Genomic DNA, 17,455 nt, shown 5'->3' on the forward strand with positions numbered 1-17,455 from the left:
TCGGTCATCCCTGATGATCGTGGGCGAGGGTTTCGGGCTGCCAGCGCACGACCGCCCGAGCCCCCCGATCGACGGCGAGCCACAGGGCCAGCGCCATGACCGCGAGCACGAGCAGCGCCGCGAACATGAGGTCGACCTGCATGCGGGCGTTGGCGTGGAGCATGAGGTAGCCGAGACCGGCGGAGGAGCCGACCCACTCGCCGACCACGGCCCCGATCGGTGCCACGGCGGCGGCGACGCGCAGGCCCGAGGCGAGGGCGGGCAGCGCCGCCGGGATGCGGATGCGGGTGAGGATGGCGAAAGCGCTCGCGTCCATGACGCGGGCAAGCTCGATCCACCCCGGCTCGGTGCGGCGCAGCCCGTCGAGGAAGGCGGCCGTGACCGGGAAGAAGATGATGATGACCGCCATCGCGACCTTGGAGGCCATGCCGTAGCCGAGCCAGAGCACGAGAAGGGGGGCGAGCGCGAACACCGGCAGCGCCTGGCTCACGACCAGAAGCGGCATGAGCCAGCGCCGGGCATGACGTGAGGCGGCAATGAGCACGGCACTGGCCGCGCCGAACAGGCTGCCGAGCAGGATGCCCAACACGATCTCGCTCAGCGTCACGGCGGCATGGCGCAGAATGAGCTCGTGCTGTGCTGCAAGTGCCGTGAGCACGCGGCCGGGGCCCGGCAGGATGAAGGGCGGCAGGCCCGCCGCCCGGACCAGAAGCTCCCAGGCGAGGAGGATGCCGGCGGCGGTGACGAGCGGGCGTAAGAATCGACTCACGACGCTTCCTCCAGAAGCGCCGCAGAGCGGGTCAGCTCCCTCAGGAGCTCGGCTTCGAGCGCCAGGAGTGCCTGATCGGCGGGATCGCGCGGCGGGGGGCCCTTGGGCAGGAGCGGCCCGCGCGGCGTGGCGGGGCGGCCGCTCAGGACGTAGAGCCGGTGGCCGAGCCGCAGCGCCTCCAGGGGATTGTGGGTGACGAGGAGCACGGTGCGACCCGCGAGGAGCCCGGCCGCCAGCTCCTGCAGCCGATGGCGGGTGATGGCGTCCAGCGCCGAGAACGGCTCGTCCATGAGGACGATCGGGCGGTCCTCCATGAGCGTGCGGGCGAGTGCCGCGCGCTGGCGCATGCCGCCCGAGAGGGCCGCCGGCAGCGCCTCGGCATGGCGCTCGAGGCCCACACGGGCGAGGAGCTCTCGCGCCTGGTCGCGCAAGCGCCGCCGCTCGGCGCGCGTGGTGCCGCGCAGGCGGTAGCCCAGGATGACGTTCTCGATCACCGGCAGCCAGGGCAGGAGCAGATCCTGCTGCGCCATCAGCGCCACCCGGCCTTCGAGCCCACGGCCATCGTCGGTGACGACGAGGGCACCGGGAGCGAGGCCCGCGATCAGGCGAAGGAGGCTGGTCTTGCCGACACCCGAAGGCCCGAGCAGGCAGGTCCAAAGAGCTCCCTCGAGCCGAAAGCGCATGTTCTCGAACAGAACCGTGCCGTCGTAGACGAGCCTGCGCACACCCACGGTGAGGCCGGGCGCGGTAGGAGCGGATGCTCCCGATCCGGGCTCAGGCACCGCCACCCCGCGAGCCGAGATAGGCTTCGGCCGAGACGCGCGACCAGGACTCGATGCGCTGCCGCGCCTCCTGATAGGAGCGCTGGATCCGCCGGTCGAGGTCGCTGCCGGCGGTGAAGCCGGCCAGGATCTCCTCGCTCGCGCGCCGCGCCGCTGCCACGATATCGGCGGGCCAGCGGCGGAGCTGCACGCCGTGCTGCTCGACCAGCGTTGCGAGCGCCTGGCCGTCGCGCCAGTCGGCCTCGGCCAGCGTGTAGGCATTCTCGGCGGCGCAGGCGTTGGCGACCACCGCCTTGAGGTCGTCCGGGAGGCTCTGCCAGGCTCCGAGGCCGACCAGGCACTCGGCGGTACCATTGGGCTTCGTGAAGGTGGGCCAGTAATAGAACTTCGCGACCTGGTGGAAGCCGGCGGCGAGGTCGCTCGCCGGACCCAGGAACTCGACCCCGTCGATGGTGCCGTTCTGCAGCGCCGGGTAGATGTCGGGGACGCCCATGGCAACCGTGACCGCGCCCAAGCGCTGGAACAGCTCGCCGCCGAGCCCGGCGCTGCGGAGCTTCAGCCCTTCGAGATCGGCGAGACCTTTCAGCTCGCGCTTGAACCAGCCGCCCATCTGGAAACTCGAGTTGCCGGCCATGAACGGCTTGATGCCGAAAGACGCATAGAGCTCGTCCCAGAGCGCCTGCCCGCCGCCGTGCTCGATCCAGGCGGCGTGCTCGGCAGGGGTGAGCCCGAACGGCACGGTCGTGAAGAACGAGGCGGCCTTGACCTTGCCGGCCCAGTAGAACGAGGCCGTGTGCGCCATCTCGGCCGCACCCGAATAGACCGCATCGAACACCTGCAGCGCCGGTACGAGTTCGCCCGCGGCATAGAGCTGGACCATGAGCCGGCCACCGCTCATCCGGGCGATCCGGTCGGCCAGGCGCTGCGCGTTCATGCCGGGGCCGGGCAGATTGCGCGGCCAGGAGGTCACCATCCGCCAGCGCAAGGGCGTTTGCGCCCGCAACACCGCGGGTGCGCCGAGCGTGCCGGCGGCAGTACCGGCCGCGAGCAGCCGGCGACGGGTGGCAGCGCTCACGGGGCGATCTCCAGTTGTGGCCAGAGGGCATGGAAGTGGTGCACGGGACCGACACCGTGGCCGATGCCGAGCGTGTCGCCGGCGGCGATGGCGGCGGCGAGCCATTCCTTGGCCTCGGCCACCGCCTGCGGCAGCGGCCGGCCGCGGGCGAGAAGGGCCGCGATCGCGGCCGAGAGCGTGCAGCCCGTGCCGTGGGTGTGGCGGGTGTGGATGCGGGGCGATTCCAGCCAGTAGAGCTCGCCGCCGTGCAGGAGCAGGTCGGGGCTCTCCTCGCTGCTCGGCAGATGCCCGCCCTTGAGGAGCACGCTCTTGGGGCCGAGCCCCTGCAGGCGGGCCGCGACCGATGGCATCTGCCGCCGCTCGCCGATCGGCGGCTCGTGCAGGAGCACACCGGCCTCGGGCAGGTTCGGCGTGATCAGGCTGGCCAAGGGTAGCAGGCGCTCACGCAGGGCTGCTACGGCCTCGTCGAGCAGGAGCTTGTCGCCGCTCTTCGCCACCATTACGGGATCGAGTACGATCCAGCGCGGCTTCCAGGTCGCGAGCCCTTCGGCCACGGCGGCGATGATCTCGGGCGTGCCGAGCATCCCGATCTTGACCGCGACCACGGCGAGATCGCCGAACACCGAATCCATCTGCTGGCGAACGAAGGCGGGATCGACGGCATGGATGCCCTGCACGCCCAGCGTGTTCTGCGCGGTGAGGGCGGTGATCACCGAGCAACCGTAGACGCCGAGCGCCGAGAAGGTCTTGAGATCGGCCTGGATACCGGCGCCGCCGCCGCTATCCGAGCCGGCGATGGTGAGGGCTACCGGGGTCATGCGCTCTCCTTGCGGGCAAGGGCCTCGTCGACCACGCCGCGCAGACGCCGCGTCGCGGCCTCGACGTCGTCGGCCATGAAGATGTCGGCGATCACGGCGACGCCGTCGGTGCCGGCGGCGATCACCTCATGGGCATTCAGGTGCGTGATCCCGGCGATGCCGCAGCAGGGAAAGCGCGGCAGCCTGCCGTGCAGCCGGGCGACGAGCCGGGCGAGCCCGGCGGGTCCGATCGGCGGGTCCTCGCTCGCCTTGCTGGTGGTGACGAACACGGGCCCGATGCCGGCATAGTCGACGATGCCGGACTCGATCCGGTCGGCCTCGTCCGGATGATGGACCGTCGCACCGATGATCGCCTTGCGTCCGAGCAGGCGCCGCGCATCCTCGGGCGCCATGTCGTCCTGGCCGAGATGCACGCCCGCAGCACCCACGGCGAGCACCACGTCGACCCGATCGTTGATCAGGAGCGGCACGGCGAAGGGCTCGAGCGCCGCCCGCACGGCCCGCGCCGCCGCCACCACCTCGCGCGTCCGGGTGCGCTTGTCGCGGAGCTGGACGAGGGTGGCGCCACCCCGTGCTGCGGCCGCCGCCATCGCGGCGAGTGGCCGTTCCCGGCAGCGGGTCGGGTCGAGCACGGCGTAGACGCGAAGATCGAGCGGTGGGCTCATCGCACCCGTCCCCGTTCGAGGAGATCGCGCTCGTCCAGCCGGTAGAGCGCATCCAGAAGCTCGACCGCGAAGCTGCCGGGGCCGCGCGCGCGGGCAGCGGCGAGCTCGCCCGCGACGCCCATGACGAGGAGCGCTGCCACGGCGGCGGTCCAAGAATCGGGCTCGATGGCGAGGAAGGCGCCGGCCAGCGCCGAAGCGGCGCAGCCCACCGCCGTGACCGCGGCCATGAGCGGGCTGCCGTTCGCGATCTCGGCCGTGCGCGCCCCGTCCGTGACGAGATCCGAAGGTCCGGTCCGGGCGACGACCGTGCCGGCGGCGCAGGCGAGCGTTCGGGGATCCCCACCCTCGGCGAAGCACGCGATCTCGGCCGCGTTACCACGGACGAGGGCCGGGCGGCGCGCCAGCAGGCGGCGGGCGAACTTCCGCCGGCTCGGGCTCAGCTCGACCTTGACGGGATCGAGCAGCCAGGGCCGGCCGAGCTCTGGCGCCGCCTCGGTCGCCGCGAGGATCGCCGCCTCGCGTGCGGGATCGAGCATACCGAGATTGACGACGAGAGCGCTCGTTCCGGCGACGAAGTCGCGGACCGTCTCGGGATCGGCGCTCAGGCTGGGCTCGGCACCGACGGCGAGGAGCACGTTGGCCGAAAGCGTCAGCGCTGCGGGATTGGTGAGGCAATGGACCATGGGCCGCTCCTCGCGCACCCGTGCGAGGAGCCCGGCTGCGGCCGGGAACACGGCGGCGGGCGCCGCCGCGGCCGGTTCGGGCACAGATGGGACCGTCATGCCTCCCTCGCGCGACGAAGAGGCGAGGGATCGGTGACCAAGGCGGCATTCGGCATCTCAATTCCCTTCGCCGGTATGAGCCGGATCAGGTTCGACGGGTCGTGCCGCAGCACCTCTCAGCCCGGACGGAATGTCCGGACACCCCGATGAGATGCGACCTTATGTAGAGAGGCAGGCTGCGGCTGGCAATGGCGCGGCGCGCTCTGCCCGGGACAATCGGGTGAACGGGCCAGCGTTCGGCCGCGGATGAGACGGTCGAGGTGGTCGAGGCTTCAGCCGGCGAGCTTTCCTCGGCTCTTCGGGCCAGTGGCGGGTTCGGCCCGACGCAGGAGACGAAGCGCCGGGTACGCGATTACTGCCATGGTCTCCGGCGCGTGCCCTTTCGCCGCCTGTCGGCCGCGCCCGCCGCAGCTGCTCGCACCCGTTCAGATCTCCCTGCAATCGGCATAGTCGCGCCCGCCCGCGACCCGCAGATAGGCTCTTCCGTCACCCACGGTGAGCTGCACGTTGTCCTCACCGTAGCGGCGCTCGTCACCCTCCCGGTCCCGCAGCCGGAGCCGGTAGGTCCTGTCGCCGGCTTCGACGGTGGCGCGGTCACGATCCTCGTTGAGCGTGACGCGGAGCCTCCGGTCGTCGTTGCAGCGGTAGCTGATGGAGCGGCCTTCGTCGCTCCCGGTGAGCGAGCCGAGGCCGAACATACCGCGGCCGTGATCCGAGGACGAGCCAGCGCAGGCGGCGAGCGCCAGCGGTGCGACGAACAGGGCGAGCCGCACCACCGAGCGGTGGCAGAGCCTGTTCATGGGGAAAGCTCCCTAATCGTGGTGGCTGCGGAGCATAACCGGTCGGAGCCTGCCCGGTGCCGGACCCGTCAGCATACCAAGGAGCGCTCCGGATCGGTTTCTCCTCGCGCGAGGGACAGCCGACGCTCAGCTCGTCGGCGCCAGCCGCCGCGGCAGGAGGATGAACAGGCGCCCCTGGCTCTGCATGTGGCCGGCGAGATGCTCGGCCAGAGGCCCGGCCCCCCAGAACAGGTCGCCCCGCACGGGCCCGCGGATGGCGCCCCCGGTGTCCTGGGCCACGACGAGACGACGCAGCGGCCGGTTGCCGTCGGGATAGGGGGCGGTCGCGTCGAGCCAGAGCGGTGCTCCGAGCGGCAGGAACTTGCGGTCGACCGCGAGCGACCGGCCGGGAACGAGCGGCACGCCCTGGGCACCCAGAGGGCCGGAAGCGTGCGCGAGGTCCGGCAGCTCGCGGAAGAACACGTAGGAGCGGTTCTTCGCCATCACCTCGGGTGCCTGGTCGGGATGGGCCTCGAGCCATTCCCGGATCGCCTGCATCGACATCCGCTCCTTGGGGATCGCTTCCATCTCCAGGAGATCCTTGCCGATGGCACGATAGGGATGACCGTTCTGATCGGCGTAGCCGACCCGGACGGTCTCGCCGTCCGTGAGGCGGATCTGGCCCGAGCCCTGGATCTCGAGGAAGAAGCGCGCGATCGGATCGTCGACCCAGAGCAGTTCGAGGTCGCGGCCGGCAAGGGCACCGCTCTCGATCTTCGCCCGATCGGGATAGGGAACGAGCCTGCCCTTCTCGACCCGGCCGGCGATGCGGCGCCCGGCGAGCTCGGGATCGAAGGCACCCAGATCGACCGTGACGAGATCGGCCGGCCGCTTCAGGAGCGGGTAGCGAAAGCGCGCATCGGGCGTGCGCGAGCCCGAGAGCAGCGGCTCGTAGTAGCCCGTGAACAGGCCCTCGGGGTCACCGCGGTCCGTCACCCGGAAGGGAACGAACTCGGCCGCGAAGAACGCGCGCGCCGCTTCGGGCGTCCCGACCCGGGCGGCAGCATCCGCCGCCACACAGGCGGGCAGCCAGTCGGCGACGCTGCCGGCGAAGCCGCCGGCTCCACCGAGGCGCGTCTCCGGCGCCTGGCGCGCGAATTGGCCACAGCTCGCGCGAAAGGCCTGCAGCGCCTCGCGCGGATCGTCGTCCTCCCAGCCGGGGAGGGCCGTGAAGCTCACGGGCTCGAGCTCGAGGGCGGGCGGCCCCTTCTTCCGCTCGGTGCAGGCCACGGCGAGCGCGAGCAGCACTGCGAGCGCCACGACGAGTCGTGCGGAGAGGGGAAGCCGGCCGATCACGTCGGATCGGATCAGATCGACACGCCCGTCTCGACCAGCTGCCAGTTCGGATCGCGCGAGCGGACGTCGCGCTCGAAGGTCCAAACGTCGACGACCGTGTCGATCCGCCGCGGGTCGCCCTCGACGATCTCGCCGGCGGCATCACGGGTGACGTTGATCTGCTCGCTCGTGAACCGGACCGTGATCCTGGCTCGCGTACCCACGAGCACCGCCGCGACGATCTCGACATCGCGAGTGGCGACGAGCTCGGTCGAGAGGACGCGCCCTGCCTGCTCGCGCGCATCGATGGCACCGGCGAACTGCATGAACACTTCGTCGGCCAGGAGCGGACGCAGCGTGGCCTTGTCGCCCTTCGCGAACGCCTCGACGATCATGCCGAACGCCGCCTTGGCACCCTGCAGGAAATGCTGCGGATCGAAGCTCGGGTCGGCACGCCGAATGGCGGCGAGCTCGGCCCGGACCGTCTCGCTAGCGATGCTGCCCGGGGCCGGCTCCTCGACCGGCGAGGCGGGTGTCCGCTCCGGCAGCGGCACCACGTTGTCGGGGGCGCTCCGGCCTTCGCCGGCCCGGGCAGCCGTACGCTGGCTGATCGGATCGACCCGCGGCCGCTCGTGTCCGGTCTTGCGGCCGAGCACGCTGCGCAGACGGAACGCGATGAACGCGGCAATCATCGCGAAGAAGAGGATGTCGAGATAAGCGAAGCCGTCGGACATCACGCTGGATCACTGACCGCCGAGGGCGGAGGGTGGCGAGGAAGGCCGCCCGCGCACGACACCCGTGCGGCCCGGTGCTCGTTCACTATATAGTCCCCGTGCCGCAAAAACCAACCGGCCGGGCGGCAAGGGGGGTCGGCTCCTCTTGCGTCGCCTCCGTTCCCTTCTCTACAAGGCCCACGCACGGCCACCGCAGGGCGCACGGCGAAACCGCCGACCGCTCGCGGGCCGTGAGCAGCCGGCGCCCGATCCTGGCGGAGGGCGTCGCAGGAGATCTCGACCGCATGACTCTGCTGATCCGGCACGCGGAATCGGCGTGGAACGAGCATTTCGGCTGGAGCCGGATCGATGTCGGCCTGCCCGATCCTCCCCTCACCGCGGCCGGAATCGAGCAGGCGCGCCGGGCGGTCGAGCGGCTGCGTCACGAAGGCGTGCGCCGGTTGATCGCGAGCCCCTACCGACGCACGCTGCAGACCGCGCTCATCATCGCCGAGGCGCTCGATCTGCCGATCACCGTTGATCCTCTGGTACGGGAGCGCTGCGCCTTCTCCTGCGACCTCGGCAGCCCGCCCGCGGAGCTCGCCCGGCTCTGGCCGCAGCTCGACTTCTCCGGTCTCGACGAGGTGTGGTGGGGCGGGGTGATCGAGAGCTGGGAGAGCCTGGGTGCGCGCTGCGCCGCCTTCCGTGCCAAGATGCGTCTCCTGCCGGACCGGCACGAAGTCGCCGTGGTAAGCCATTGGGGCTTTATCCGCGGCCTCACCGGTGCGGAGCTCCACAACACCGATTTCATCCGCCTCGATCTGGCCGAGGCGGCATCCCTTACCTGAAGGAGCAGCCTCGATGACCGATCAGACCCAAGGCGGCAATGGCGGCGGCCAGGACGATGCCGCGGCGCAGCAGGGCCCGCGCCTCGCCATCCTCACCCAGTACGTAAAGGACCTCTCGTTCGAGAACCCGAGAGCACCGTTCGGCCTTCAGCCCAACCAGCCGCGGCCCGAGATCCAGATCAACGTCGATGTGCGCGCGGGCCAGATCGGAGATGAGCAGTTCGAGGTGATCCTCGATCTGCACATCGAGGCGAAGTCGGGCGAGAATGCGGTGTTCCTGATCGAGCTCGTCTATGGCGGCCTGTTCGCGCTCGCGAACATCCCCGAGGACAGCCTGCAGCCGCTGCTCTTGATCGAGTGTCCGCGCCTTCTGTTCCCGTTCGCGCGGCGCGTGGTCGCGGACTGCACCCGCGACGGCGGCTTCCCGCCGCTCATGATCGACCCGATCGACTTCGTGACGCTCTATCGCCGGCGCGTGCAGCAGGCGGGCGAAGCCCAGGCCTGAGCTTTCCCTCCGCCCCTCCCCGGGAGGGCGGGGAGGGGCATGCCGCAAGCCGTCAACGCCCGCGGGCGATGCCTTCGAGCCGCGCCAGCGTCCCGGGCACGTCCGGCACGAGCTCGCAGAGCGCGAGAACGCTGGCGTCCGCAAACGCCTCGGCGACGAAATGCTCGAGCACGACGCGGACGCGCCGCCAGAAGCCGTCGATATCGACGAGCAGGATCGGCTTGTCGTGATAGCCGAGCTGGCGCAGCGTTACGGCATCCAGGATCTCGTCCAGCGTGCCGAGGCCGCCCGGCAGCGCCACGAACGCGTCCGACTCGTCGATGAGCTGCTCCTTGCGGTCGAACATGTTGCGGGTGACGTGGAGCTCGGTGATGTCGCGCTTGCCGACCTCGCGATCGAGCAGGCGCTGGGGGATCACGCCCAGCACCGTGGCACCTGCCGCCATCGCCGAGCGCGCCACGGTTCCCATGAGCCCGACATCGCCGCCGCCATAGACGAGCCGCCAGCTCCGGCGGCCGAGCCCGGTGCCCAGGGTCTCCGCGGCCGCAGCGTAAACCGGGTTGCTGCCCGGTCGCGAGCCGCAAAAGACGCCGACGCTGAACACGGCGCCGGAGGAGCCGGCGCCGCTGCCGAAAGCGGAGGCCACGAGACGCCGCTCCCCTATGAGCGAGAAGGACGGAAGCGGCGCGTCAGGCGGCCTTGGCGTCGCCGCGCGTGAGATTGTGGAAGTCTTCCATGAGCTGCCGGGTGACGGGGCCCACCTGGTAGCTCAGATCGTCGATCGCCCGCACGGGCGTCACCTCGGCGGCGGTGCCGGTGACGAAGATCTCCTGCGCGTCACGGACCTCATCGGGCAGAATGTGCCGCTCGATCACTTCGTAGCCGCGTTTCCTCGCGAGATCGATCACCGTGCGCCGGGTGATGCCGTTGAGGAAGCAGTCGGGCTTCGGCGTATGAATTTCGCCGTTCTTCACCAGGAAGATGTTCGCACCCGTGGTCTCGGCGATGTAGCCGCGATAATCCAGCATCAAGGCATCGCCGAAGCCCTTGGCCTCGGCCGCGTGCTTGCTGATCGTGCAGATCATGTAGAGACCCGCGGCCTTGGCGTGCACCGGAGCGGTGTTGGGGGCGGGCCGGTCGTAGACCGCCTTGGTGAGACGCAGATCGCTGTAGTAGGCACCCCACTCCCAGACGGCGATCGCGACGTTGATCCTGGACTTCTGCGCCGAGACGCCCATCTGCTCCGAGCCGCGCCAGGCGAGCGGGCGGACATAGCAGTTCTTGAAGCCCATCTTCTGGATCAGCGCGTCCTTGGCGGCGTTGAGCTCCTCCACCGAGTAGGGGACCTCGAAGCCCAGGATGCGGCCGCTGTCGATCAGACGCTGGCTGTGCTCGGTGCTCTTGAACACCTTGCCGTTGTAGCAGCGCTCGCCCTCGAAGACGCAGGAGCCGTAGTGCAGGCCATGGGTGAGCACGTGGATCTTCGCCTCGCGCCACGGCACCATCTCGCCGTTCATCCAGATGAAGCCGTCACGATCGTCGAACGGAACTAGCTGCGACATGGCAAGGCCCCTGCGCGGGAAGGCGACGTTGAGGTTAAAATGCTGCAAGATTTGAGGATTGCGATCGCTATCACCGCCCCTCATATGTGTCAATCAACGGCGCCGCAGCCTGCACCTGCTGGAAAATGGCTTCACCGAACCCCCTGTTCCTGCGCGAGGAGGAGCTCGATCGCGGTCTCGAGCTGCTCTACTTCGTCGGCCATCAGCTCAATCTCGATGCCCAGGCGTTGCGCGCGCAAGGCGCCATCGACGAGATCGATCATCATACGCTCTTCCTGATCGAGCGCCAGCCCGGGATCACCCTGGCGGAGCTGAGCGCCGTCCTGGGCGTCAGCAAGCAGACCCTCTCGCGCCATCTGAAGCGTCTTGCCGAGAGCGGCCTGATCGATCAGGAAACGACCACACAGGACCGGCGCAAGCGGCCTCTGCGCCTCACCGACAAGGCGGCGGCGCTCCTGGCCGAGATCAAGGCGCTGCAGAAACGGCGCCTCAGGCTCGCCTTCAAGAGTGCCGGCGCTACCGCGGTCGAGGGCTTCCAGCGCGTGCTCCTCGATCTTCTGGGCGAGCCGCGGCGCGACCTCCTGCGGCGACTGACGGCGGGGATGAGGACGCGATGAGCACAGCGGCGGAAGAGGAAGCGCCTCACATTCTGGTGGTCGACGACGATGCGCGGCTGCGTCAGCTCCTGCACCGCTACCTCGTCCAGAACGGCTACTACGCCACCGCGGCGGCCGATGCCGTCGAGGCCAAGTCCAAGCTCAAGAACCTCGCCTTCGACCTCGTCGTGCTCGATATCATGATGCCGGGTCAGGACGGGCTCTCGCTCACCGAGGAGCTGCGGCGCGAGAGCGACGTGCCGATCCTGCTCCTGACGGCGCGAGGAACGCCCGAGGATCGGATCGCCGGCCTCGAGGCCGGGGCCGACGACTACCTGCCGAAGCCTTTCGAGCCGCGCGAACTCCTGCTCCGGATCGCGACCATCCTCAGGCGCGTGCAGGCCGCCCGCACTGACGACGTGATCCGCTTCGGCCCGTTCACCTTCAACCGGCGCACGGCCGAGCTCAAGCGCGACGAGGAGGTGATCCATCTCACCACCGGCGAGATCTCGCTGCTCCAGGCGCTCGCGGCCAAGCCCGGCCGGGCCTTGAGCCGGGCCGAGCTCGGCGAGAAAGGTGTCGTGGCCGGATCCGACCGAGCGGTCGACGTGCAGATGGCACGCCTCAGGCGCAAGATCGAAGACGACCCGCGCCAGCCGCGCTACATCCTGACCATGCGCGGCTCCGGCTACGTGCTCAGGCTCGGGAGCTGAGCGTCGTGCTGGCAGAGATCAGGCAGCTTCGCCGGCTCCTGAACCGGCTCATCGTGCCGCGCAGCCTGTTCTGGCGGTCGCTCCTGATCATCGTCGTCCCGCTTCTGATCCTCCAGATCATCCTCACCTTCGTCTTCTACAACCGCCACTGGGACACCGTGACCCGCTGGCTCGCCTTCGGTGTGGCGGGCGAGGTGGCGATGCTCGCCGAGATGATCGAGAACGCGCCCGATGCGACCGAACGTCAGGCGTTGATCGAGCATGCCAGCCGCAACACCGATCTCACCATCACGCTCGTGCCCGGCGGCCGGCTCGAGGATGCGGTGGCGGCAGCCGACATCAACCCCAATGTCGGCCACATCGACAACAAGATCCTGGAATCCTTCGCCGAACGGCTGCATTACCCGTTCGCGGTCGACCTCGAGACCGAGGATCCCGACCGAGCCACCGTCTTCGTCCAGATAGCGCCGGGGCTCCTCGAGGTGGTCGTGGCGCGAAAGCGCCTCACCAGCACCACGGCCTGGCTCCTGTTCAGCTGGATGGTCGGCGGCTCCGTGGTCTTGAGCGCCATCTCGATCTACTTCCTCCGCCTCCAGGTCCGCCCGATCCGCCAGCTCGCCAAGGCTGCGGACAGCTTCGGCAAGGGGCGCGACGTCGGCGACTTCCGCCTGCGCGGAGCGGCCGAGATCCGCCAGGCGGCGCACGCCTTCAACCTCATGCGCCACCGGATCCTGCGCCACATCAGCCAGCGCACCGAGATGCTGGCGGCGGTGAGCCACGACCTCAGGACGCCGTTGACCCGTATGAAGCTCGAGCTCGAGCTCATGGGGACGGGCGACGATCCGGTGCTGGCGGGCCTCAAGCAGGACGTCGAGGAGATGTCGAAGCTGGTCGAGGTCTATCTCGACTTCGCCCGTGGTGAGGGCCGGGAGAGCGTCGAGCCCACCGACCTCGGCCCCATCCTCGAGAGCATGCGGCAGCGGGCCGAGCGCAGCGGCGCGACCCTCGAGATCATGCTGGACCGGCCCATCGTCATGCCGCTGCGGCCGACCGCGTTCCATCGCTGCCTGAGCAATCTCGTCGACAATGCCTGCCGTTACGGGCGTTGGATCGGTATTTCGGTGCGGCAGAAGGAAGACATGGTCGAGATCGCGGTCGAGGACGACGGCCCCGGCATCCCGGAGGCCTGGCGCGAGAAGGTGCTGGAGCCCTTCGTCCGCCTCGACGAGAAGGCCGGCGAGGGCACTGGCCTCGGCCTCACCATCGCCCGCGACGTGGTGCTGGCGCACGGCGGCGATCTGAAGCTGAGCCGGTCGCGCAAGGGCGGGCTCAAGGCCATCTTACGCATGCCCGGCTGAGAATGGAGGAATCCGGCATGGAGATCACCTTGGCGGCCGCGCCGCCCGTGATCCTGGCCTCGAAGAGCGCTGCCAGGGCGCAGCTTCTGCGGGCTGCGGGCGTGCCCTTCACCCAGGCCGAGGCGCTGGTCGACGAGGCCGCGGCGCGCGAGGCGCTGCAGGCGGAGGCCGTGCCGGTCGAGGAGGCGGCCATCGCTCTTGCCGGGCTCAAGGCCGCCTTCGTCGCCCGGCAGGCCCCGGAGCCCGCGATCGTCGTCGGCGCCGACCAGCTCCTCGAGCTCGAGGGGGCGTGGCTCGAGAAGCCCAAGGACGCCGCGGCCGCGCGGGCCCAGCTCGCCGCCTTGCGCGGCAGGCGCCACCGGCTCGTGAGCGGCGTGGTGGCGTTCCGTGGCAACTCCCGCATCTGGCAGCACGTCGACGTGGCCCGGCTCTGGGTACGGAACTGCTCGGACGCGTTCCTCGACCGCTACGTCGCAGCCGCCGGTCCCGACATCCTGGCCTGTGTCGGCGCCTACCAGCTCGAAGGGCTGGGGGCGCAGCTCATGGCGCGGGTGGAGGGCGACTGGTTCACCATCCTGGGCCTGCCGCTCCTGCCGCTGCTCCAGTTCCTGCGCGACCAGGGCGTGCTCTTGCGATGATCGTGCTCGGGCTCACCGGCTCGATCGCCATGGGCAAGAGCCGGGCCGCCGCCATGTTCCGGGCCTATGGCGTGCCCGTGTTCGACGCCGATGCCGTCGTCCATGCGCTGTTCGCCCCCGGCGGCGCGGCGGTCGCTCCCGTCGCGGTCACCTTTCCGGGTGTCCTCGCCGCCGACCGGTCCATCGACCGCGGGGCGCTCGGCCGGCATGTCCTGGGCGACGCAGCGGCGCTGCGCCGGCTCGAGGCCATCGTCCACCCGCTCGTGCGCACGGCCGAGGGCCGATTCTTGCGCCGCGCCTGCCGGGCGGGAGCGCCGCTCGTGGTCCTCGACATCCCGCTCCTGTTCGAGACTCGTGGGGAAGACCGCGTCGATGCCGTGGCCGTGGTCTCGGCGAGCCCGATCCTGCAGGAGCAGCGAGCGCTGCGAAGGCCCGGCATGACACCCGCGAAGCTCGCCCAGATCCGCGCCAAGCAGCTTCCCGATCCCGAGAAGCGCAAGCGGGCTGATTTCGTGATCGCATCGGGCTATGACAGTGGCGCCCTCGCCGAGCGGATCGGCGAGGTGATCCGTGCGGCGCTGACGCTCCGGCCGAAGGCCTGGCCGGAGCGCTGGCTGCGGTACGGGAATGTCCGACTTGCGGCAAGGGCTTCTTGATGCTGCGCGAGATCGTGCTCGATACCGAGACCACCGGCCTCGACCCCGAGCAGGGCCATCGCATCGTCGAGGTGGCGGCGCTCGAGCTCGTCAACCACCTGCCTACCGGCAAGACCTTCCACAGCTACGTCAACCCCGAGCGCGACATGCCCGAGGAGGCGTTCCGGGTTCACGGCCTCAGCGCCGAGTTCCTGGCCGACTACCCGCCGTTCCGGGAGGTGATCGACCCGTTCCTCGAGTTCCTCGCCGACAGCCCGCTCGTCATCCACAACGCCACCTTCGACGTCCGCTTCCTCAATGCCGAGCTCGCGCGCCACGGCCGCGAGGTGCTGGCGCCGGGCAGGGCGATCGACACGCTTCTCATGGCGCAGCGCCGCTTCCCCGGCGCTCCCAACAACCTGGACGCGCTCTGCCGCCGCTTCGGGGTCGACAACTCGGCGCGCACGCTGCACGGGGCGCTCGTGGACTGCGCGCTTTTGGCCGAGGTCTACCTGCACCTGATCGGCGGCCGGCAGACCGCGCTCGGGCTCGACCGTCCGGGCGTGCGCAGCGCCGGCCGCGGCATCGTCCGCGAGGTGCGCCCGCCGCGGCCGCATGCGCCCTCGCCCGAGGAGCTGGCGGCACATGCCGCCTTCGTCGCCAAGCTCGAGAACCCGGTCTGGAATAGCTGAGCGGCATTTCGGCCTGCTTCGCTGCGACGCACCACCGCTTTGCGGCGGCTCCACCCACGGGCTACACACCGCGCGGCTTCATATCCATCTCACCCCGGCTAGGGCGCGGAGGCTTCCGATGCAGAAGATCAAGGTCAAGAACCCGATCGTCGAGCTCGACGGCGACGAGATGACCCGCATCATCTGGCAGATGATCAAGGACAAGCTGATCCTGCCCTACCTCGACGTGAACCTGATCTATTTCGATCTCGGCATCCAGAATCGCGACGCCACCGACGATCGGGTCACGGTCGAGGCCGCCGAGGCGATCAAGGCGCACAACGTGGGCGTGAAGTGCGCCACGATCACGCCCGACGAGGCGCGGGTGAAGGAGTTCGGTCTCAAGCAGATGTGGAAGTCGCCCAACGGCACGATCAGGAACATCCTGGGCGGCACCATCTTCCGCGAGCCCATCGTCTGCAGGAACGTGCCGCGCCTCGTGCCCGGCTGGACCCAGCCCATCGTCATCGGCCGTCACGCCTTCGGCGACCAGTATCGCGCCACCGACTTCAAAGTGCCGGGCAAGGGCAAGCTCTCCATCCGCTTCGAGCCCGAGGACGGCTCGCAGCCGATCGACATCGAGGTGTTCAGGTTCCCGGGCTCGGGCGTGGCCATGGCCATGTACAACCTCGACGACTCGATCCGCGACTTCGCCCGCGCGTCGATGAACTACGCGCTGATGCGCAACTATCCTCTCTATCTCTCCACGAAGAACACGATCCTCAAGGCCTATGACGGCCGGTTCAAGGACATCTTCCAGGAAATCTTCGACAGCGAGTTCAAGGACAAGTTCCAGGCAAAGGGCCTTTCTTACGAGCACCGCCTGATCGACGATATGGTGGCCGCGGCGCTCAAGTGGTCGGGTGGCTTCGTCTGGGCCTGCAAGAACTACGACGGCGACGTGCAGTCCGACACGGTGGCGCAGGGCTTCGGCTCCTTGGGCCTCATGACCTCCGTACTGATGACGCCCGACGGCAGGACCGTCGAGGCCGAAGCGGCGCACGGCACGGTGACGCGCCACTATCGCGAGCACCAGAAGGGCAAGCAGACCTCGACCAACCCGATCGCCTCGATCTTCGCCTGGACCCGCGGCCTCACCTACCGAGCCCGGATCGACGGCACGCCCGAGGTCGAGAAGTTCGCGGCCACGCTGGAGCAGGTCTGCATCGACACGGTCGAGGCCGGCTTCATGACCAAGGACCTCGCCGTCCTGATCGGCCCCGACCAGCCCTGGCTCACCACCACCCAGTTCCTCGACAAGCTCGACGAGAACCTGAAGGCCCGTATGAGCGCGGCCTAATCCGCTCCGGGGCGGCAGCCTCGCTGCCGCCCCTCACTTTGCGGGAGCCACGATCGCCGTCCGCAGATGGCGGTTCATCTCGTCGGGCGAGATCACCACCCCCGGCCGCGTCTTCCGGATCTCCGCCCCGACGGTCGGATCGAGGTTCACGAGCCACACCTCGAACCGCGCCGGCGGGTCGAAACCCACCAGGTCCACTTCTCCTCGAAGCGTGCGCGCATGTCCTCGGGCAACAGCGGCGGCTCGGCCTCGGCCTGCGCGAAATCCTGCTCCCAGCCCTCGCGCGGATGTGCCTTCGCCGGCAGCACGATCAGCCGCCCGGGCTCGACCTGGAGCTCCACCTCGTTGCCGAATCCACATTGCTCCAGGACAGGCTTCGGGGTGCGCAGGCCTTTCGAGTTTCCGATCCGTACCAGCGAAGCGCGCATGGACTAGCCCCGACCGATCATGTAAGTCCAAATGTATCTACACGCCGCGCCTTCAACGGATCCGCGGAGCGCCTTTCCTTCGTACCTAGCAGGATTCCGGACCCGCACCTTCGAGGGCGGGCCCTTGCCTGCCGGCCCGAGCCTCGCGCCGGAACGAGCCGCTCCGGATGCTCGTGGGCGGCGCTCGGCAGCGCCGCCCACGGTCTCCTCAGGTCACCTGGGCGGCGACGATGAGCGCGATCGCCGCGGCGACGGCGGCGGCCAGGATGATGGTGGCGCCGAAATCGTAGAGACGCATCGAACCGGTTCCTCCGTTCTCGGGCCGGGCGGACATGGCTGTGGCCGGCACCGAACAGGATGCCGGCGGACGATCCGCTCGGCTCTGCCGCTATAGCTCGTTTCGAGCGCCTTGCCGACTACCGG

At 69.6% G+C, this 17,455-nt stretch carries 21 protein-coding genes, 1 pseudogene and 1 riboswitch; of the genes and pseudogenes, 9 read left to right on the forward strand and 13 right to left on the reverse strand.

Features of this window, described 5'->3' with window-relative positions:
• Positions 1–4: 4 nt before the first annotated feature.
• The 9 genes from U1T56_RS06080 to U1T56_RS06120 form a co-directional block, all read right to left on the reverse strand.
• The gene (locus U1T56_RS06080) at positions 5–769 is read right to left on the reverse strand and encodes an ABC transporter permease (RefSeq protein WP_418158547.1); all 765 of its coding nucleotides are present in this window, start codon (positions 767–769) and stop codon (positions 5–7) included.
• Positions 766–1,551: an ABC transporter ATP-binding protein gene (locus tag U1T56_RS06085; protein WP_418158548.1), complete on the reverse strand. Its 786-nt coding sequence runs from the start codon at positions 1,549–1,551 to the stop codon at positions 766–768. Before U1T56_RS06085 ends, U1T56_RS06080 begins: the two co-directional genes overlap by 4 nt.
• On the reverse strand, positions 1,544–2,626 hold the full coding sequence (locus U1T56_RS06090) for a TRAP transporter substrate-binding protein (RefSeq protein ID WP_418158549.1): 1,083 nt from the start codon (positions 2,624–2,626) through the stop codon (positions 1,544–1,546). The genes U1T56_RS06085 and U1T56_RS06090 overlap by 8 nt, the downstream gene beginning before the upstream one ends.
• Complete coding sequence (thiD, locus tag U1T56_RS06095; RefSeq protein WP_418158550.1) at positions 2,623–3,444, reverse strand: bifunctional hydroxymethylpyrimidine kinase/phosphomethylpyrimidine kinase; 822 nt, start codon at positions 3,442–3,444, stop codon at positions 2,623–2,625. Before thiD ends, U1T56_RS06090 begins: the two co-directional genes overlap by 4 nt.
• Entirely contained in the window at positions 3,441–4,109 is a 669-nt protein-coding gene (thiE, locus tag U1T56_RS06100) for a thiamine phosphate synthase (protein ID WP_418158551.1), read from the reverse strand. Before thiE ends, thiD begins: the two co-directional genes overlap by 4 nt.
• Positions 4,106–4,891, reverse strand: a complete 786-nt coding sequence (thiM, locus tag U1T56_RS06105; RefSeq protein ID WP_418158552.1) for a hydroxyethylthiazole kinase — start codon at positions 4,889–4,891, stop codon at positions 4,106–4,108. The genes thiE and thiM overlap by 4 nt, the downstream gene beginning before the upstream one ends.
• Positions 4,892–4,935: 44 nt before the next feature.
• Positions 4,936–5,047, reverse strand: a riboswitch (TPP riboswitch).
• A gap of 269 nt (positions 5,048–5,316) precedes the next feature.
• Positions 5,317–5,691: a hypothetical protein gene (locus U1T56_RS06110; RefSeq protein ID WP_418158553.1), complete on the reverse strand. Its 375-nt coding sequence runs from the start codon at positions 5,689–5,691 to the stop codon at positions 5,317–5,319.
• Between the two features lie 126 nt (positions 5,692–5,817).
• Entirely contained in the window at positions 5,818–7,026 is a 1,209-nt protein-coding gene (mltA, locus tag U1T56_RS06115) for a murein transglycosylase A (RefSeq protein WP_418158554.1), read from the reverse strand.
• 11 nt (positions 7,027–7,037) lie between these two features.
• The gene (locus tag U1T56_RS06120) at positions 7,038–7,739 is read right to left on the reverse strand and encodes a Tim44/TimA family putative adaptor protein (protein WP_418158555.1); all 702 of its coding nucleotides are present in this window, start codon (positions 7,737–7,739) and stop codon (positions 7,038–7,040) included.
• A gap of 284 nt (positions 7,740–8,023) precedes the next feature.
• On the opposite strand from U1T56_RS06120, the gene U1T56_RS06125 reads away from it, so the two are divergent.
• Together U1T56_RS06125 and secB are read left to right on the forward strand one after the other, a co-directional pair.
• Positions 8,024–8,566 carry a histidine phosphatase family protein gene (locus U1T56_RS06125; RefSeq protein WP_418158556.1) on the forward strand — a complete coding sequence of 181 codons (543 nt, stop codon included), beginning with the start codon at positions 8,024–8,026 and terminating at the stop codon, positions 8,564–8,566.
• 13 nt (positions 8,567–8,579) lie between these two features.
• Positions 8,580–9,071 (forward strand): protein-export chaperone SecB, encoded by a 492-nt coding sequence (secB, locus tag U1T56_RS06130; protein ID WP_418158557.1) that lies wholly within the window; start codon positions 8,580–8,582, stop codon positions 9,069–9,071.
• Positions 9,072–9,123: 52 nt separating this feature from the next.
• On the opposite strand, the gene U1T56_RS06135 is transcribed toward secB, so the two are convergent.
• Positions 9,124–9,717, reverse strand: a complete 594-nt coding sequence (locus tag U1T56_RS06135; protein WP_418158558.1) for an LOG family protein — start codon at positions 9,715–9,717, stop codon at positions 9,124–9,126.
• A 43-nt stretch (positions 9,718–9,760) separates the two neighbouring features.
• The gene (locus U1T56_RS06140; protein ID WP_418158559.1) at positions 9,761–10,633 is read right to left on the reverse strand and encodes a branched-chain amino acid aminotransferase; all 873 of its coding nucleotides are present in this window, start codon (positions 10,631–10,633) and stop codon (positions 9,761–9,763) included.
• Positions 10,634–10,758: 125 nt separating this feature from the next.
• Here U1T56_RS06140 and U1T56_RS06145 point away from each other — a divergent pair, with 125 nt between their 5' ends.
• The 7 genes from U1T56_RS06145 to U1T56_RS06175 all read left to right on the forward strand — a co-directional run bounded on the left by U1T56_RS06145 (position 10,759) and on the right by U1T56_RS06175 (position 16,604).
• On the forward strand, positions 10,759–11,250 hold the full coding sequence (locus tag U1T56_RS06145; RefSeq protein WP_418158560.1) for a MarR family winged helix-turn-helix transcriptional regulator: 492 nt from the start codon (positions 10,759–10,761) through the stop codon (positions 11,248–11,250).
• The gene (locus U1T56_RS06150; RefSeq protein WP_418158561.1) at positions 11,247–11,942 is read left to right on the forward strand and encodes a response regulator; all 696 of its coding nucleotides are present in this window, start codon (positions 11,247–11,249) and stop codon (positions 11,940–11,942) included. Before U1T56_RS06145 ends, U1T56_RS06150 begins: the two co-directional genes overlap by 4 nt.
• 5 nt (positions 11,943–11,947) lie before the next feature.
• Positions 11,948–13,300 carry an ATP-binding protein gene (locus U1T56_RS06155; protein ID WP_418158562.1) on the forward strand — a complete coding sequence of 451 codons (1,353 nt, stop codon included), beginning with the start codon at positions 11,948–11,950 and terminating at the stop codon, positions 13,298–13,300.
• A 17-nt stretch (positions 13,301–13,317) separates the two neighbouring features.
• On the forward strand, positions 13,318–13,938 hold the full coding sequence (locus U1T56_RS06160) for a Maf family protein (RefSeq protein WP_418158563.1): 621 nt from the start codon (positions 13,318–13,320) through the stop codon (positions 13,936–13,938).
• Positions 13,935–14,594, forward strand: coding sequence for a dephospho-CoA kinase (coaE, locus tag U1T56_RS06165; RefSeq protein ID WP_418158564.1), 660 nt, complete (start codon positions 13,935–13,937; stop codon positions 14,592–14,594). The genes U1T56_RS06160 and coaE overlap by 4 nt, the downstream gene beginning before the upstream one ends.
• Positions 14,595–14,596: 2 nt before the next feature.
• Positions 14,597–15,265, forward strand: a complete 669-nt coding sequence (gene dnaQ, locus U1T56_RS06170; RefSeq protein WP_418158603.1) for a DNA polymerase III subunit epsilon — start codon at positions 14,597–14,599, stop codon at positions 15,263–15,265.
• Between the two features lie 118 nt (positions 15,266–15,383).
• Positions 15,384–16,604, forward strand: coding sequence for an NADP-dependent isocitrate dehydrogenase (locus U1T56_RS06175; RefSeq protein WP_418158565.1), 1,221 nt, complete (start codon positions 15,384–15,386; stop codon positions 16,602–16,604).
• Positions 16,605–16,646: 42 nt separating this feature from the next.
• Here the strand turns inward: U1T56_RS06175 and U1T56_RS06180 are convergent.
• Together U1T56_RS06180 and U1T56_RS06185 are read right to left on the reverse strand one after the other, a co-directional pair.
• Positions 16,647–16,793 (reverse strand): annotated as a pseudogene (locus tag U1T56_RS06180) (type II toxin-antitoxin system PemK/MazF family toxin); the annotation flags it as partial.
• Positions 16,751–17,032, reverse strand: coding sequence for an AbrB/MazE/SpoVT family DNA-binding domain-containing protein (locus U1T56_RS06185; RefSeq protein ID WP_418158605.1), 282 nt, complete (start codon positions 17,030–17,032; stop codon positions 16,751–16,753). The pseudogene U1T56_RS06180 and the gene U1T56_RS06185, both read right to left, overlap by 43 nt.
• Positions 17,033–17,455 lie beyond the last annotated feature (423 nt).

It is taken from the genome of Benzoatithermus flavus, assembly GCF_037908215.1.
GTDB lineage: Bacteria > Pseudomonadota > Alphaproteobacteria > Geminicoccales > Geminicoccaceae > Benzoatithermus > Benzoatithermus flavus.